This is a genomic window from Brevibacillus laterosporus LMG 15441, from assembly GCF_000219535.2.
GTDB classification, from domain to species: domain Bacteria; phylum Bacillota; class Bacilli; order Brevibacillales; family Brevibacillaceae; genus Brevibacillus_B; species Brevibacillus_B halotolerans.
The window spans coordinates 1,814,538-1,830,930 of record NZ_CP007806.1 but is presented as its reverse complement, the minus strand read 5'-3'; the positions used below and the strand labels follow the sequence as shown (position 1 = coordinate 1,830,930).

The window sequence follows — 16,393 nt, the reverse complement described above, 5'->3', positions numbered from 1 at the left end:
CCTCCTTATGCACTTGAAGTCTGCCTTGTAAAGTGTACGTCCATCTCTTTAGGCACGAGGATGTGTTTTTGCATAGACATCTTTGATGCGCGTACGCGTTACATGCGTATAAATTTGAGTGGTAGAAATATCGGCATGTCCCAACATTTCCTGTACAGATCGCAAGTCTGCACCATTTTCTAAAAGATGTGTTGCAAAGGAGTGTCGCAAGGTATGCGGTGTAATCTCCTTTTGGATTCCCTCTTGTAAGGCATATTTTTTAATAATTTTCCAAAATCCCTGGCGCGTAATCTGTGTGCCTAAATGATTTAAAAACAACGCCTGGTCTGAACTTGCCTTAACAAGCTGTGGACGCCCCCGATCCAAATAGGTTCGGATTACTTGAATGGCAATGCTACCAAGTGGAATCATGCGTTCCTTGGAACCTTTCCCCATACATTTGACAAAGCCCATGTCCAAATTAATATCCCCCAGTTGTAAGGATACTAACTCGGAAACGCGAATTCCGGTCGCATATAGTAATTCTAGCATGGCTTTATCACGATATGCTATAGGTACATTTCCTTTTGGACCATCTAATAACCGCTCTACCTCTTCTACTGACAGCACCTTAGGCAACCTTTTCTCGATTTTGGGTGTTTCCAGATGAATGGATGGATCAGTTGTCATATGACGGTCTCGAACCAAGAACTGATAAAAGGCACGTATGGATGCCATATTTCTAGATAAGGTAGCCGTAGCCCGTCCTTTCTCTTGAAGCATGAAGAGATAGCCAACGATATGAGTACGTGTAGTATCTTCTATCTTGCTAATTCCCTGGTCATTCAAATAAGCAGCGTACATTACCAAGTCATGTTGATAGGATTCCAGCGTATTTGCTGCAAGTCCTTTTTCTACTGCGAGAAAGTGGGTAAACTGATCGATTAGCGTATCCATGAAGCCACTTCTCCTCCTGGATTAATTATACCAGAGTGGTACCTTATACATTTCAACAGCGCACTTACAAAATCCTGCTTTTTCATTCTCCTTCCAAGAAAAAAAGCTGAAGGCGCTCTAAATACCAGTCCAACTCAGATACGGGTTTATTGTTCAGCCATTTTACCACCTTAACAGCATTCCCGGTAGGTTCTCTATAGGGATTTGCCGGCAAAAGATGGTGTGATAAGTAGGATACTACTCCATAGCTAAACAAGGAACAAGTGACAAAAAGCAAAAAGAATCGAATTAATTCCATAAAACGGCGAAATGGAAAACTCATTGCAACAGCCCCTTGAGCACGGTTGTTGCTATTTTATGCCTTTTTGTCCCTATTCATGACTTTCATGAACAAGAAAAAAACTTCTCCTTTACTATGGAGAAGTTTTTACTTGTAGTCTTCCAAATTAACTTTATCAAGACAACGATGGCAGATTCCATAAAAACTGAGTCGGTGATCTGTTACAGCAAATTTGTAGTCCGCTTTTACCTTCTCTTCTGTTCCCACTAACAAATCTTCGAATATCTCATCCACCGTACCACAATGTAAGCATATTAAGTGATGATGGTGATGTTTAGCATTATCATCTCGGAGGTCATAACGCGCTACTCCATCGCCAAAGTTCATTTTATGGATAATCCGCAGCTCACTCAATAGCTCCAAGGTCCGATATACCGTCGCTAAGCCAATCTCAGGAGCTTTGTCTTTTACCTTTAAGTAGACATCCTCAGCGCTGAGATGATCTGCTTCATTCTCCAGTAAGACACGAACTGTAGCTTCGCGTTGCGGAGTCAATTTATAGTGGTGCGAATGTAATTGTTGCTTTATCTTTTCTATTTTTTCTTCCATGTATGCCCCTCCCCGTTCGCATCAAACCTGTACTTATTATAGAGGAGAGAAATCTATTTAGTCAAATACATAAGTTCTTATCTTATAATTATTCTTAATTAATAGCGTACTGCATTAATAATGGCGACAAAAAAGTCTCCAATAAAGCAGCAGCTATCAGGATTATAAACATGCTCCCCATTAAAATCGAATAATGAGCGAAATGGGGCATAATGCTATCTCGACGTGTAACTAATCTAGTACGAACCAAACGAAGAGAAAATGAAATACCTGCAACGCCGGCAATGAGCATAGCGGGAACCACTAACATATTTTGCGGAAGAACACCGAGCAGAGCAAACGTCACTCCCTTCCATTGCAATTCTCCTACGAGAAATCCAACGGTAAAACCAACAATGATACCCTTAAGAAATAATAGGAGCAAAATCATAGGCAATCCAATAATGGACATTCCTAATACCCACAGTATCAAAATTGTTTTTAAGTGATATCCAAACGCTTGTTGAAAATGTAGGGAGGAATCCGTTATGCCGCTTTTATCAAAGTTAGAGAAAAAATAATTGAGAAAGCCAAGCAATTCATGGCGCTGTGACAAATCAAGCGAATTAACAAGCACAGCTCCAAAGATAATACCCATTGTAAATAGGACGATGGTAAATAGGAAAAGGGATTGGTTTTCTTTTAAATAAAGTTGGATGCCATGTCCAAAGCGGTTACGCAAGACGGCCCCCTCCTTGGCTGTCAGGATACTTACAATCTATGCACCGCTTGTCTATTCTATGACTAATAAATAGGTGTTACTCCCCTTTTTCTTCCATCACCTTTCCATAGATCCCAGCTCGACCTGCTTGAATCAATAGCTCGCCACGCCTTGCCTTTACAATCGTACTCGTCACTTTTTCACCTAATATCTGACACAAAATCTCCTCATCTACTCGGTGAAGAACATCCATTTCGGTTCCGATTTTTTCATAGATTTTTTGCCGCATTTTAGGGCCTATCCCTGGTAAAAACTCTAAAGGAATCTGCTCTACATACGGTGGACGATGAGTAGGATGCACCCCGATTGGCACATCAGCTAACTGATCTATCCGTTGGCTAACACCTCTTACCATCCGTTTATACCCACACGCAGGGCACCGTCCCAGCTCATTCTCTTGTTCCATGGACCCACATCCCTGACACGCTGTTTGGTGATACTTACCTAGCTGTGGAGATAGCCCATAATTAGACGCAACCCTTCTGCCTTGCTCACGCCGCATCGCCATCGCCCACTCCTGGAAGCTTGGTTGCTTTAGCAAGATCGCTTGATATTCCCTACCAATCTTTTGTAAGGAATGGGCATCTGAATTTGTCACAAAGGTTTTCTCATGCAACTCCTGTAGCCGATCTGTCATCTTTGTATTTGCACTTAAACCTAGCTCAACTGCATAGACCAAGCTAGGATCGGCAACCTCGCTAAGATGATCCGTACAGCTCCCATAAAGCCCTTTATGAGGTGTAAAGATGTGTGCTGGTATCATAAGTCCCTCGTGCCGGTCAATAAAATGCTGGAGCTCAAGAAGGCTTGTATATACGCGTTGTGAGCTTAGGTGTACATTCTTGCAACGAACAGCCAACCACTCCGTGAAGAGACGCATCCTGCGCAAATCAGGTATATAACACAAAAAATGAGCTTCTCCCCTATTAGGTTCCTTAATTTCAACCTCACAGCCGAGCAGTAGAAGTGTTCGTTTATAATAGATGCCTCCATCGGGATGAGCTATAGCCATTTTTCGATCAATCAATTCCTGCAATTCAGCCTGCACCTCGGGAGCATGCGCGTCTATCACACCAATGATCTCCATTCCCTTACGCTCAGAGGCTTCCTCCAAAATACTATGAAGCGTCATTTTTCTGGAAGCCGTAATTTTCACAGCCTTACCTGACATCGTTCCGCCAATGTGTATATGTAAATCCGCAAAGAAAGAGGACAGCATGATTACAGACGCTGATTCAAACGCTCATTTTCCATTACAAACAAAGCAAGAACGGTTTTAGCGTCTCGAATCTCTCCCGCTTCATGAAGTTTTCTAGCTTCTTCAAGTGTCACGTACATCACTTCAACAAATTCATCTTCGTCAGGTTTGCATTCTCCCTCGACCAATCCCGTAGCCATGTACAGATGTAAAAGCTCATCTGCAAACCCCGGTGAGGTATAAAACGAGCTGATATGTTTATACTCCTTGGCTTTAAAGCCAGTCTCTTCTTCTAATTCACGCTTGGCACACTCTAAAGGATCTTCTCCCCTCTCAAGCTTACCAGCAGGAATTTCTACAATAGATCGCTCCAATGGTTTACGAAATTGACGCACAACGATCAATTTGCCATCCTCTGTAATCGGCATAACCGCTACAGCACCTTGATGCTTCACAATCTCCCGTTTAGCTGTATGACCATTCGGTAGTTCTACATCGTCAACCTGAACCGAAATAATTTTGCCGTCGTAGATTTTTTTCGTAGCAATCGTTTTTTCATATAACGAATCGTGCTGAGCTTGTTTCATGGATGTTTCCTCCTAAAGGACAATGTTTTTTGCTGCTTTTGCACACCATACTTTTCATAAAAATACCTATTTACCTTTGAAATCATTCACCTTTTAGTTCTTTTTTCGAATCCCTCTCCATATCTTAGCATCAAGAATAGCTTGTACAACCCTTTCTCAGAAAATCTCTCCTCGAATTTCAATGACCACAACTTCTTACATAAAACTACAGTTCTAGGTACACTCTCAATCAGTTGTACATAACTCTTCTAAATCCAAAGGGGGACATTAGGATGAAATTATATACAGATTTGAAACAGTTACGCTTGGTTGGGAAAGTAAATGAAATTCAGGCCGCTCTGCGTGGCTTATCTGAGCAGCCCATCACATTACATGACTATTTACAGCAAATAAATCAGCCCAAGGTCTAAACGGTACTTAGTTCATTTCGACTAGTTGCTTAAGCCACCAGGCAGTTTTGGCCATTATATCAGCGGTTATAAAGGGAGTCGGGTCTTCCTTCCAATTCCGTCCCATCGAGGAAAGCTTCTCTAGGTGATGCCTTTTATACAGACTATCAATCTCTGATACTGTCCCTGCTTTTTGTCTGAGGATAATATGTTTTTTCGCCAAAGATGATTGTTCTATCTGGCTTTCGATATGTAGATCACGTGCATCTCCAAACAGAGGTATCGGTAGAAGTACAGGTCGAAGCACAAATTTCTTTAACAGGGTGGTTGTATGATGACTAATGCCATAGTGCCGTTCTCTTTTATCTCCAAAGCTAATTCTTGGTAAAAAAAACGGTACTCCGCCCAGAATATCCACATGATGCAAAATATCCGCTAATTGTAAGCCTGTGAAGCCATAAGGCGTACCTGTACCTACTCCGCCAGGTCCAGGCGTACAAATGATCCAATCCGCTTGATACACATGTTTTGCAGCTAGTAGGCCCGTTACGGTATTGACGCATTCTCCATCTCCCCCAAAAGCCTGACCGGTCGTAATGGTGGCGTGTACATATTCGTTGCTTACAAGCCAGTGTACATGCTGTGATAGGGAGAGTGGCAGTGCGGTATGGTCCGTCATCATATAAACAATTCGTGCTTCTGGCATCCGTTCTTTTAATTGAACGCATAATGCAGGCAGCATACTATGTAATTCTGCTATCAGTACAAAACTCCCCGCTAAAGACAATTCCTCCTGAGCAAATAGCCCATGATAGGGACTCTCCTGTTCTTCTAGTGTATCCACGGCCATCTGCCAGGGAGTATAGCGCATTTTCATAATATGCCCGTATTTTGATGGGTAATGTTGTCTATTACAAAAAGGTTCCAGAGCCATTATAAAGTCTGTCCCACCGGTTCCTAACTCCAAATGAGTTGCTGAAACATTAAGCAACACTGATTTCCCCACCCTTACATCTTCTTTTTGACCATAATAAATAGCACGTTGTTTTTTACCATCTGCTCGCTGAACGAGTACTTCTGTAACTCCTGTTCGTTCTTCTATACAGGTAAGAATATGACCTGCCATCATTTGTTGCATTCTCTTCATCCTCATCCATTTTATTTCTTAAAAAAGATGGAACATTATACATTCCATACCTATGCCCCTCCTCTTCCAAACTTTCTAGGACATACAAAAAAGAGCTTGGTGCGATGACCAAGCTCTTTTCCTATTCGTTATTCTACACATTCAGCGATAACCGCTAGTACCAATTCAGAAGCCTTGTATAGCTCCTCTAAAGGCATGCGTTCATTTTTTGTATGTATCTCTTCATACCCGATACCAAAGTTGACAGATGGGATGCCATGTCCGTTAAACACGTTACCGTCACTGCCCCCGCCACTATTGGTTAGCTTCGGCTCGCGATCTACACGTTTAACCGCAGCAATTGCTTTTTGTAGCACTGGCGTACCTTCATCAAATTTATAGCCGGAATACATAAACTTAACATCATTTTCACAAGTCGCCCCAAGCTCAGAAGCCACTTCTTCAAAAGCAGTCGTCATTTTTTTCACTTGTGCTTCTAATTTTTCATTTACCATACTACGTGCCTCAGACCAAATCTCCACGTAATCTGTAACGATATTGTAAGCGCGACCACCTTCAAAACGGCCAATGTTTGCAGTAGTATCTTCATCAATACGTCCAAGCGGCATACGTGAAATAGCCTTGCTAGCCACAGTGATAGCACTTATGCCATCCTCTGGATTCACACCGGCATGAGCAGCTTTTCCGTGGATTTTGGTAACAATGCGGTATTGGCCAGCTCCAGCTTTGACAATTTCGCCCACTTTCCCTGTTGAATCCAAAATAAAGCCCATTTCTGCCTTTAATTTGCTCGCATCCATGTGACGTGATCCAACTAGGCCAGATTCCTCACCAACGGTTAATACAACCTGGATAGATGGGTGGGGTAGGTTTTTCTCTTTTAATGTACGAATCGCTTCAAAGATCGCCGCGATACCTGCTTTATCGTCAGCACCCAGTATCGTAGTACCATCTGTTACAACATACCCATCTTTAATGGAAGGCTTTACACCTTTGCCTGGAACGACGGTATCCATGTGGCAGCTAAACAAAATGGCAGGACCCTTAGCAGTACCTTCTAGGTTAGCAAACAAATTGTTCGCACTATGTTCTGTTTTGGAAGCAACATCATCTTCCTCTACAGAAAAGCCCAAGCTTGCCAATTTATCCTTTAATACCTCAGCAATCGCTGCTTCTTCTTTTGTTTCACTGTCAATCTGTACAAGTTCCAAAAACTCTGCAAGAATTCGTTCTTGATTAATCACATTGACTTCCTCCGTTCCCAATTCTCTATGTAACCCTTTTAGTATACCGTAAAAAAGGAGTCTGTACTATTCAGTCGGAACTTTTTTTCTTTCCCATTTCGCATAGCTATAAGGGAATATTGCCATGTTTTTTTGCAGGGCGCTCCTCACGTTTCGTCTTTAGCATGTCCAGAGAATGAATAAGGTATTTTCTCGTTTCTCTCGGATCAATAATATCATCTACCATGCCATGCTCTGCTGCTACATAAGGATTGGCAAATTTTTCACGGTATTCAGTAATTTTTCGTTGTCTAGTCTCCAAAGCATCTTCACTTTTCTCAATTTCTTTTGCAAAAATGACACTAGCTGCGCCCTCTGGCCCCATCACCGCTATCTCCGCATTAGGCCAAGCATATACAACATCAGCACCAATGGCTTTGGAATTTAGCGCAACGTAAGCACCGCCATATGCTTTACGAGTAATGATGCTTATTTTTGGTACAGTTGCTTCTGAGTATGCATACAGAATTTTGGCTCCATGTCGGATAATTCCCCCATGCTCCTGATTTACTCCAGGAAAAAAGCCGGTCACGTCCACAAAGGTAACTAACGGAATATTAAAACAATCACAAGTGCGAATAAAACGTGCCAATTTATCAGACGAATCAATATCAAGTCCCCCTGCCATTACTTTAGGCTGATTGGCAATAAAGCCTAAAGGTTGACCTTTTAACCGCCCAAATCCAACCACAACATTTCTAGCAAATTGTGATTGAATTTCCATGAAATCTCCATCATCTACAATAAGTTTCAACACCTTTTTCACGTCGTATACCTTAGTCCCAGCGACAGGAACAATGTCTAGCATCTCCTCTAGCCAATTCCCCTCTTCCCCGTCAAACAAAATAACAGGAGGCTCTTCGCGGTGGTTTTGAGGCAAAAACTGAAGGAGACGGCGAACTTCTTCCAGCACTTCCGCCTCCGATTCAGACGTAAAATGAGCAACTCCACTTATGCTGGAATGAACCTTTGCCCCGCCAAGATCTTCACTAGAAATTCTTTCCCCTGTAACAGTTTCAATGACCTTGGGGCCCGTGATAAACATCTGCGAGCTTTTTTCTACCATAAACACAAAATCAGTGATAGCAGGCGAATAAACGGCTCCTCCAGCGCATGGTCCAAGAATGACCGAAATTTGTGGAATAACACCTGAATAGATAGAATTCCGATAAAAAATATGCCCATAGCCATCTAGGGAAACGACCCCTTCTTGGATGCGTGCTCCTCCAGAATCATTTAAGCCTACCACAGGGGCGCCATTTTTCGCCGCCAAATCCATAATATTAGCAATTTTCTTAGCGTGCATTTCACCTAACGCCCCACCAAAGACAGTAAAGTCTTGGGCAAACACATAAATCGTCCGTCCCTGAACTTTTCCGTATCCTGTCACAACGCCTTCCCCAGGGGCTTCCAGCTTATCTAGTCCAAACAGATTGCTGCGATGCTTTACGAATGGCTGAAGCTCTACGAAGGTTCCTGAATCCACTAACAGATCAATTCTTTCACGAGCTGTGAGCTTTCCACGTCTATGCTGGGCTTCGATTCGTTCATCTCCGCCGCCCAATTCTATTTTATTCTTCCGCTCGTATAGCTCGTCAATCTTAGTGTACATCTCATCACTCATCTGCCAGCCCCTCCTTCTGCTGTTCATACTGGCATAGCTCGAATAATACGCCATTCGCCGCTTTAGGATGCAAAAAGGCTATCTGTGCTCCATGCGCCCCTAGCTTCGCCTGTTCATGGACAAGCTGTACTCCATTCTGTTTAAATTGCTGCAATCGTCCCTCAATATCATCCACATCCAATGCAATATGATGAATACCCTCGCCTCGTTTTGTAATAAAGCTAGCGATTGGGCTCTCCGGGGAGAGAGGCTCCAATAGTTCCAGATTCGTTTCTCCAATTTGCAAAAAGGCAACCTCGACCTGCTCTGATTCCACTTTTTCCCTTCCCTTAAGCTGTAGACCTAATTGTTCCGTGTAAAAGGGAAGGACCGCTTCAATTGACTGGACAGCGATGCCTATATGAGCAATTCGTTTGGGAGTTTCGTGCCAGCTATCCCTTTTGGGTCTCGCCTTGCTTCGAACAAAGTCTACAGCCGCCTGTGTTGGAGTACCCGGTGTAAAAATTTCAGCAATCCCCTGTTCTTTTAGGAAAGGAATATCTTCTTGCGGAATCACTCCGCCGCCAAAAACCATAATATCCTCAGCCTGCTGCTCTCGTAACAAACGAATTACTTCAGGAAATAATTCATTATGCGCCCCAGATAAGCAGGACAAACCAATAAAATCAACGTCCTCTTGAATCGCCGCATGTACAATTTGTGCAGGGGTTTGACGCAAGCCGGTATATACGACCTCCATCCCTGCATCACGTAAGGATTGAGCGATAACGAGTGCACCGCGATCATGGCCATCCAAACCTGGCTTTGCTACTAATACACGAATTTTTTGTTTCATCGTTGTCTTTCCTCCTTCGACCCGATTAAACCGCCCGGTACTCCCCAAAAACCTGACGTAAAACCCCACAGATTTCTCCAATCGTGGCATAAGCGCGTACACAGTCGAGAATAAACGGCATTACATTTTCTGTGCCCTCTGCGGCTGTCTTTAATCGACCGAGCGTTTGATCAACAAAAACCGCATCTCGACGATTACGCAGGTTTCCCAGTCGCTCCGTCTGTTTTGTACCAATCGATGGATCTACTCGTAAAAGCTCAGGCTGCGTCTCATTCTCAAGCGTGAACCGATTGACGCCTACTACCACTTCTTCTCCAGACTCAATATTACGTTGTGTTTCATAGGCTTGCTTGTGTATCTCACGTTGCATATATCCTGCTTCGACTGCCGCAACTGCGCCACCCATTTTCTCGATTTTGTCCATATAAGCCAGAACGCCTTTTTCAATCTCGTCAGTTAAGGCTTCCACATAATACGAGCCGCCCAATGGATCGACCGTATCTGTAACCCCGCTTTCATGGGCAATAATCTGCTGAGTGCGTAGGGCAATACGTGCAGAGTCCTCAGTGGGCAGAGCAAGAGCTTCATCACGGGAATTGGTATGCAAGCTCTGTGTTCCACCCAATACAGCCGCCAACGCTTGTAAAGTAACTCGCACAATATTATTATCTGGCTGCTGCGCCGTTAAGGTAGAACCGCCTGTTTGTGTATGAACACGGAACTGCCAAGATTTTGGCTGCTTTGCTCCATAAACATTTCTCATTAAATTTGACCAGATTCTTCTGGCAGCTCTAAATTTTGCGACTTCTTCAAAGAAATGATTATGTGCATTAAAAAAGAAAGATAACTGCGGAGCAAAAAGATCGATATCAAGGCCTGCTTGCAATGCTGCTTCTACATATGCTCTGCCATCCGCTAGAGTAAACGCTACCTCTTGTACAGCACTAGAACCCGCTTCTCGAATATGGTACCCACTAATGCTGATCGTGTTCCATTTAGGCACATGTTGCGCACAGTACGCAAAAATGTCTGTAATCAGACGCATAGAGGGCTGCGGTGGAAAAATGTAAGTACCCCTAGCAATATATTCCTTTAAAATGTCATTTTGAATTGTGCCGCTTAGGGCGTGTGACGGTGTTCCTTGTTTCTCTGCAACAACGATGTACATGGCCAATAATACAGAAGCCGGTGCATTAATGGTCATAGAGGTACTCACTTTATCGAGCGGAATCCCCTGTAATAAGGTTTCCATGTCTTCCAAGGAATCAATTGCAACACCAACCTTCCCTACTTCTCCCACCGACATAGAATCATCGGAGTCATACCCAATTTGTGTAGGTAGGTCAAAAGCAACGCTTAGTCCAGTCTGTCCCTGCTCTAACAGGTAGCGAAACCGTTTATTCGTTTCTTCTGCTGAGCCAAATCCAGCATACTGACGCATCGTCCAAAAGCGCCCTCTATACATCGTAGGTTGAACGCCACGAGTATATGGATATTCTCCGGGAAGACCGATTTGATCCATATATGATTGATTCACTTCTTTAGGCAGATAAAGCTGCTCGACTTCCAAATCGGAAGAGGTGGAAAACCTTTTCTTGCGTTCCGGTATTTTCTCGAGCCGTTGATTCAACCGTTGTTGCCAGTCCTGATAGATTTGGGTAAAATTATGATCAGACACGTGTTCTCCCCCAATGCCAGCATAATGGAAAAATTAAGAATTCTCCTCTATTTTATTCTAGCATAGCCTCGCCGTTTTTCAATCAACGGTAGTAGCATTTGTACATTTAAGTAAGCAGATTCAATTTTTAGAAATGATGGCTTTACCTCCCTCTGGTTACAGTAAAGCCTTTTGCAACATTATTGAACATAAGAAAAGGAGCTGTCCCATATTGAAACATCAATCTACTATCGCCAAAATTCTGGTCGTTATTCTTGTATTGGCTCTCATTGTTCCGATGATTTTTCAATACATTTAGGAAACACTCTCCTATAACCATTAAAAAATACCCCCAGTCAAAAGATGGACTTGCATGGATGTCCATCTTTTCTGGGGGTATTTGGCTTTAAGCTACGTTCTTATTTAAAAATAATGACGCTGGAAGAAGCGTTATCCCATGCTAGGTTGAAGCGCAAGTTATCAGTGATTGTACGAATTGGTAACATTGGTACATTGTTTTTCAATTGTACAGCGGTTGGCAGAGTATAGTTCTTACCATTGATGTTGACAACCTTTGAACCTACTTTGAAGCTCATTGTTGTTTTTCCATATTTTACAGTAGCAGCCGCTTTTGTGTAGGTTGTGCTTACTTTCAACCCATCACGTACAAAGGTAGCTGGTACCATCGTATTACCATTCACTGTGTAAGGAGCTACAGCCAATGGGAAGGTTTTTCCTTGTGTTTTAAAGGATGCTGCACCTACTTTAAAGCTGATTCCGTTTTGCGCACCGACCGTTACTTGACGAATGAACAACGGATTTTTTTCAGCAGATGTATAAACGCCTACATTGTAAATATTAGATGCTCCAGGTGTTTGGATTTTTGCATTTTCATTTACTGCTACGCTTACTGCTTGACCTGCAGGTAGGTTAACTGATGGGTAGATAACCAAGTTTTGTCCACGAGTACCAACATAGCTTGGATATGTGCCATTAACGGTCACAGCTGTTGTTGGAATAGTCGTAGGGACACGGAAGGTTGTTGGCATAACCACTTCAATATAATCAGATGTGCTAAGACCAACGCCTAGCGCCTTAATTCCAACAGTCATACCAGTAATTGCATTTGGATTAGGCTTGCTAAGTGCTACAGTCGCTGTGCTATTGTTAGCAGGAACCACAGGTACTGTAGGATTAGTTGGGTTTGTTGGGTTTGTCGGATACGTAGGATTAGTCGGATTTGTTGGTGTTACTCCTCCTGCTGCTACAGTAAACGATTTAGAACGATAAGTTGTATCTCTATATTTTACAGCCAGATCGTAGTTGCCTGTTGATGTAGGCATTTTAAGGAACGCGTCGTTTTTAAATTCGATACGTACACGATCTGTACTAGAGAAGTTATAAGGTGTTGACAAGGTTACCGTACGACCCGAAACTCCAGTAGATCTCGCAGGAGTTCCATTGATTGTTACAGATGAGCTAAAAATATAGCCTGGAACCATATCTTGGGTAGGAAATTCTACATAAATATCATTGCCGCCTCTAAGTTCATCCCTTAATCTTACATCCATTGCCACAGAACTGCGAGCTCCTGCTTTGTTATCGGATAAAGTGACACTGTAGTCACTATCTACAGAGGAGGAACCTTTTTTCATTTCAAATTCTTTTGAAACGTAGGTCGTATTTCTATAATCAACTTCTACTTTAAAAGAGCTACTAGAAGAAGGGGTTCTGATCCCCGCATCTTTGTTAAATTTAATCGTCAGCCTTTTATCGCCGTCCGCTTTCGAGCTAGGCTTAATTTTAACTGTTCTTCCAGATACCTCAACGTCTTTTGGAGAATATCCATTTAATTCAACGTCACTTGTGCTGATTTTATTAGGTACCATGCTAGAGTAAGGGAATGTCACTTCTACATACTTTGTATCGTCTAGCTTGTCATTTAAATCAATTCGGGAAATTTCAAGAGATGTTTTTTCATCTTGATATTTGCTTCCAAAGTCGACGGAAAAGGCGCTTTTCTCAGTTTTGCTTTTGGAAGAAGAGCTTTTACTTTTCCCGATTTTAATTGAGTCTGTTGATTTTCCTTCTCCATCATCTACAGAGATATCATATTCGTCGTCATCATCAGGGTTACCGACATCCTTGATAACAATTTCTACATCATCACCATCATCAATTTTCTTACTGATTTCAATGGTGATTTTTCCACGGCTAACAGATACGTCTTTTGGCTTGCTTCCATTTACTTTGATCGAATCTTCATCAACGTCTCTCAAGTCAAAATCTGTACCAAAATTTACAACGATCTCATCACCCTTTTTTAGATCATCTTCTGCTTCAAATTCAAGGGTGTAGGTCGTTGTCTTATCTGTTTTCGTATCTTTTGCATCAACAGACAAACCCTTAGCTGCGTATGTACTCTGCGGAACAGAGACCAAAGGTGTAATTGCTAGAGTCGATGCTAGCAGTAGGAATGCGCCTCTCTTTAGTTGTTTATTCATAATTCTCCTCCTGTTCACTCTCGATTTTTTGCCTTTGGATAAATTCAACTCTCCCTTTCAGTGTACCATTAACAGAATGTTAATAAGACAAAGTTGTTCATAACATTAAGGCAATTTTAAAATAGTATCCATTATTTAATACGAACAAATCGTGAAAAAGTTACATAAAAAAACCAAAAAAATGAGGAAGATTACCTATCTTCCTCATTTTTTCCATTTTATTTCGTGTTAGTAAACCTTCGTTTCTGGGCCAATGGCTTCCAATTTCGCCTTTACACTTTGCAGGAATCGGCCACATACTAACCCATCCAGAACACGATGATCAAGAGATAAACACAGATTAACCATGGAACGAACAGCAATCATATCGTTTATAACTACTGGACGTTTCACGATGGATTCCACGCTCATAATCGCCGCTTGCGGTGCATTGATGATAGGCTGTGACAGCACAGAACCAAATGATCCAGTATTATTTACGGTAAAGGTTCCGCCGCTCATATCATCCATCGTTAGCTTACCTGCTCGCGCTCTGTATGCTAAATCTTCAATTGATTTGGCAATGCCGTACACTGATTTTTGATCAGCATCTTTAATAACTGGAACAAATAAAGCATCCTCGCTCGCTACAGCAATAGAAATGTTTATGTTTTTACGAACGATGATTTGATCGCCTGCCCAAGAGGAGTTAAGCATCGGAAATTCTTTCAATGCTTCTACCACTGCCTTGATAAAGAATGGCAGGAAGGTTAAAGAAACGCCTTCTTTTTGCTTGAATTCATCCTTTATACGATTGCGGAAATGAACAAGATTGGTCACATCCACCTCAACCATCATCCAAGCATGCGGGGATTCATGCTTACTTTGTACCATGCGTGACGCTATCGTTTTACGAACTGGCGTCACAGGGATGCTCTGGTCTCCTGCTGCTACAGATACTTGACTTGGTGCTGAAGAGGTCATTGGACTGAGACTATTGGACTGCGGTGTTGCTGGCATAGATGGTGCTGGTGTACTAGTCGGCATTGCCGCAGACTGTGGAGTAGTTGCTAATTTGTTCGCATCGGTTGCTTGCGGTAAGCCACCTTGATCAATCACCTTTTGTACATCTTTACGCGTAATTCGTCCTTCTAAGCCAGTGCCTGTCACATGGGCTAGATCAATATTATGCTCCTGAGCAAGACGCATCACAGCAGGGGAATAGCGTTGTTTACTTCCCGATTGCCCCTTGGTTTCATTTTTCACAGCTCCACCTGTCGAGGCAGGAGCTGAAGACGGCATTGATGTGGCAGATTCCGGCAAGCTTACTTCTACACTGCCTGCTGAATTGCTGACACTTTCCGTTCCTTCTTCTATATAAAGAATAAGAGTACCGACACTAACCGTCTCTCCTTCAGGAACTACGATCTCCTTAATGCGTCCCGATACAGTGGAGGGCACTTCGGCGGTTACCTTATCCGTATTTACTTCAGCTAACGGATCATACTTGTTGACCACATCGCCCACATTTACAAGCCACTTGGTGATGGTCCCTTCTGTAACGCTCTCGCCCAATTGTGGCATGAGTACTTTCGTTGCCATGGTTCGTCCTCCTTTTGCCTAGAAGTGCGCTAATTCACGCATCGCTTCCAATACTTTTTCTGGACTTAACATAAAGAATTTTTCCATCGGTGGGCTGTATGGCATTGCCGGTACATCCGGTCCGCACAGACGCTTAATTGGCGCATCCAAATCGAATAGACAATGCTCAGCGATAATAGCAGCTACCTCGCCACCAACTCCACCTTCCTTATTATCTTCATGGATGATTAACACTTTCCCCGTCTTAGATGCCGCTTCTACAATCGCTTCCTTGTCTAGCGGATAAAGTGTACGCAGATCCAGAACATGGGCAGACATTCCTTCTTGAGCGAGCTTTTCCGCAGCCTGCAAAGCAAAATGCAGGGAGAGCCCATAGGAAATGACGGTAATATCGTCTCCTTCTCGCTTTACATCTGCCTTGCCAATTGGTACTGTGTAATCTTCCTCTGGCACTTCGCCTTTAATTAAGCGATAGCAGCGTTTATGCTCAAAAAACAGAACCGGATCTTCGTCACGGATAGCTGCTTTTAATAAACCTTTTGCATCATATGGGGTTGAAGGAACGACCACTTTTAACCCTGGAACGTTCGTAAACATCGCTTCTAAGGATTGCGAATGGTACAAGGCCCCATGTACCCCTCCACCAAACGGAGCTCGAACAGTAAGCGGGCAATTCCAATCGTTATTGGAACGATAACGCATTTTAGCGGCCTCGGAAACAATTTGGTTCACCGCTGGCAAAATGAAATCAGCAAATTGTATCTCGGCAATAGGACGCATGCCTACCGCTGCTGCTCCGATTGCTACGCCTACAATCGCTGATTCAGCTAATGGTGTGTCGATAACACGTTGCTCTCCAAACTCTTCAATCATACCATTTGATGCACGGAAAACCCCTCCGCGTACTCCTACGTCTTCTCCCAACAGAAATACTTTAGGATCACGACGCATTTCTTCTTTCATCGCCATAGTAATTGCATCAATAAAAGAAATAACTGCCATC

15 protein-coding genes are annotated in these 16,393 nt (G+C 42.9%); 1 reads left to right on the top strand and 14 read right to left on the bottom strand.

Going from position 1 to position 16,393, the window contains the following annotated elements:
* Window positions 1-48: 48 nt before the first annotated feature.
* The 6 genes from xerD to BRLA_RS08475 all read right to left on the bottom strand — a co-directional run bounded on the left by xerD (window position 49) and on the right by BRLA_RS08475 (window position 4,370).
* Window positions 49-936, bottom strand: a complete 888-nt coding sequence (gene xerD / locus BRLA_RS08500; RefSeq protein WP_003337818.1) for a site-specific tyrosine recombinase XerD — start codon at window positions 934-936, stop codon at window positions 49-51.
* Window positions 937-1,018: 82 nt separating this feature from the next.
* Window positions 1,019-1,258 (bottom strand): DUF4227 family protein, encoded by a 240-nt coding sequence (locus BRLA_RS08495; protein WP_003337819.1) that lies wholly within the window; start codon window positions 1,256-1,258, stop codon window positions 1,019-1,021.
* A 105-nt stretch (window positions 1,259-1,363) separates the two neighbouring features.
* Complete coding sequence (locus tag BRLA_RS08490; RefSeq protein WP_003337821.1) at window positions 1,364-1,825, bottom strand: ferric iron uptake transcriptional regulator; 462 nt, start codon at window positions 1,823-1,825, stop codon at window positions 1,364-1,366.
* A gap of 94 nt (window positions 1,826-1,919) precedes the next feature.
* Complete coding sequence (gene spoIIM, locus BRLA_RS08485) at window positions 1,920-2,546, bottom strand: stage II sporulation protein M (RefSeq protein WP_003337822.1); 627 nt, start codon at window positions 2,544-2,546, stop codon at window positions 1,920-1,922.
* Between the two features lie 76 nt (window positions 2,547-2,622).
* On the bottom strand, window positions 2,623-3,804 hold the full coding sequence (locus BRLA_RS08480; protein WP_003337823.1) for an endonuclease Q family protein: 1,182 nt from the start codon (window positions 3,802-3,804) through the stop codon (window positions 2,623-2,625).
* 2 nt (window positions 3,805-3,806) lie between these two features.
* On the bottom strand, window positions 3,807-4,370 hold the full coding sequence (locus BRLA_RS08475; protein ID WP_003337824.1) for an NUDIX domain-containing protein: 564 nt from the start codon (window positions 4,368-4,370) through the stop codon (window positions 3,807-3,809).
* A gap of 272 nt (window positions 4,371-4,642) precedes the next feature.
* On the opposite strand from BRLA_RS08475, the gene BRLA_RS23620 reads away from it, so the two are divergent.
* Window positions 4,643-4,780, top strand: a complete 138-nt coding sequence (locus BRLA_RS23620; RefSeq protein ID WP_003337826.1) for a hypothetical protein — start codon at window positions 4,643-4,645, stop codon at window positions 4,778-4,780.
* A 7-nt stretch (window positions 4,781-4,787) separates the two neighbouring features.
* Here BRLA_RS23620 and BRLA_RS08470 read toward each other — a convergent pair whose 3' ends face one another.
* The 8 genes from BRLA_RS08470 to BRLA_RS08435 all read right to left on the bottom strand — a co-directional run bounded on the left by BRLA_RS08470 (window position 4,788) and on the right by BRLA_RS08435 (window position 16,392).
* A complete protein-coding gene (locus tag BRLA_RS08470; RefSeq protein WP_003337827.1) occupies window positions 4,788-5,897 on the bottom strand; it encodes a DUF3866 family protein in 1,110 nt (369 codons plus the stop codon).
* A gap of 137 nt (window positions 5,898-6,034) precedes the next feature.
* Window positions 6,035-7,150, bottom strand: coding sequence for a M20/M25/M40 family metallo-hydrolase (locus tag BRLA_RS08465; protein WP_003344733.1), 1,116 nt, complete (start codon window positions 7,148-7,150; stop codon window positions 6,035-6,037).
* 106 nt (window positions 7,151-7,256) lie between these two features.
* Window positions 7,257-8,813, bottom strand: a complete 1,557-nt coding sequence (locus BRLA_RS08460; RefSeq protein WP_003337829.1) for an acyl-CoA carboxylase subunit beta — start codon at window positions 8,811-8,813, stop codon at window positions 7,257-7,259.
* Window positions 8,806-9,648 (bottom strand): methylmalonyl-CoA epimerase, encoded by an 843-nt coding sequence (gene mce / locus BRLA_RS08455; protein ID WP_003344737.1) that lies wholly within the window; start codon window positions 9,646-9,648, stop codon window positions 8,806-8,808. The genes BRLA_RS08460 and mce overlap by 8 nt, the downstream gene beginning before the upstream one ends.
* Window positions 9,649-9,673: 25 nt before the next feature.
* Window positions 9,674-11,326: an acyl-CoA mutase large subunit family protein gene (locus BRLA_RS08450; RefSeq protein ID WP_003337831.1), complete on the bottom strand. Its 1,653-nt coding sequence runs from the start codon at window positions 11,324-11,326 to the stop codon at window positions 9,674-9,676.
* A gap of 398 nt (window positions 11,327-11,724) precedes the next feature.
* Entirely contained in the window at window positions 11,725-13,809 is a 2,085-nt protein-coding gene (locus tag BRLA_RS08445) for a stalk domain-containing protein (RefSeq protein ID WP_003337833.1), read from the bottom strand.
* A gap of 228 nt (window positions 13,810-14,037) precedes the next feature.
* A complete protein-coding gene (locus BRLA_RS08440) occupies window positions 14,038-15,390 on the bottom strand; it encodes a dihydrolipoamide acetyltransferase family protein (protein WP_003337834.1) in 1,353 nt (450 codons plus the stop codon).
* 18 nt (window positions 15,391-15,408) lie between these two features.
* Complete coding sequence (locus BRLA_RS08435) at window positions 15,409-16,392, bottom strand: alpha-ketoacid dehydrogenase subunit beta (protein ID WP_003337835.1); 984 nt, start codon at window positions 16,390-16,392, stop codon at window positions 15,409-15,411.
* Window position 16,393: the final 1 nt, after the last annotated feature.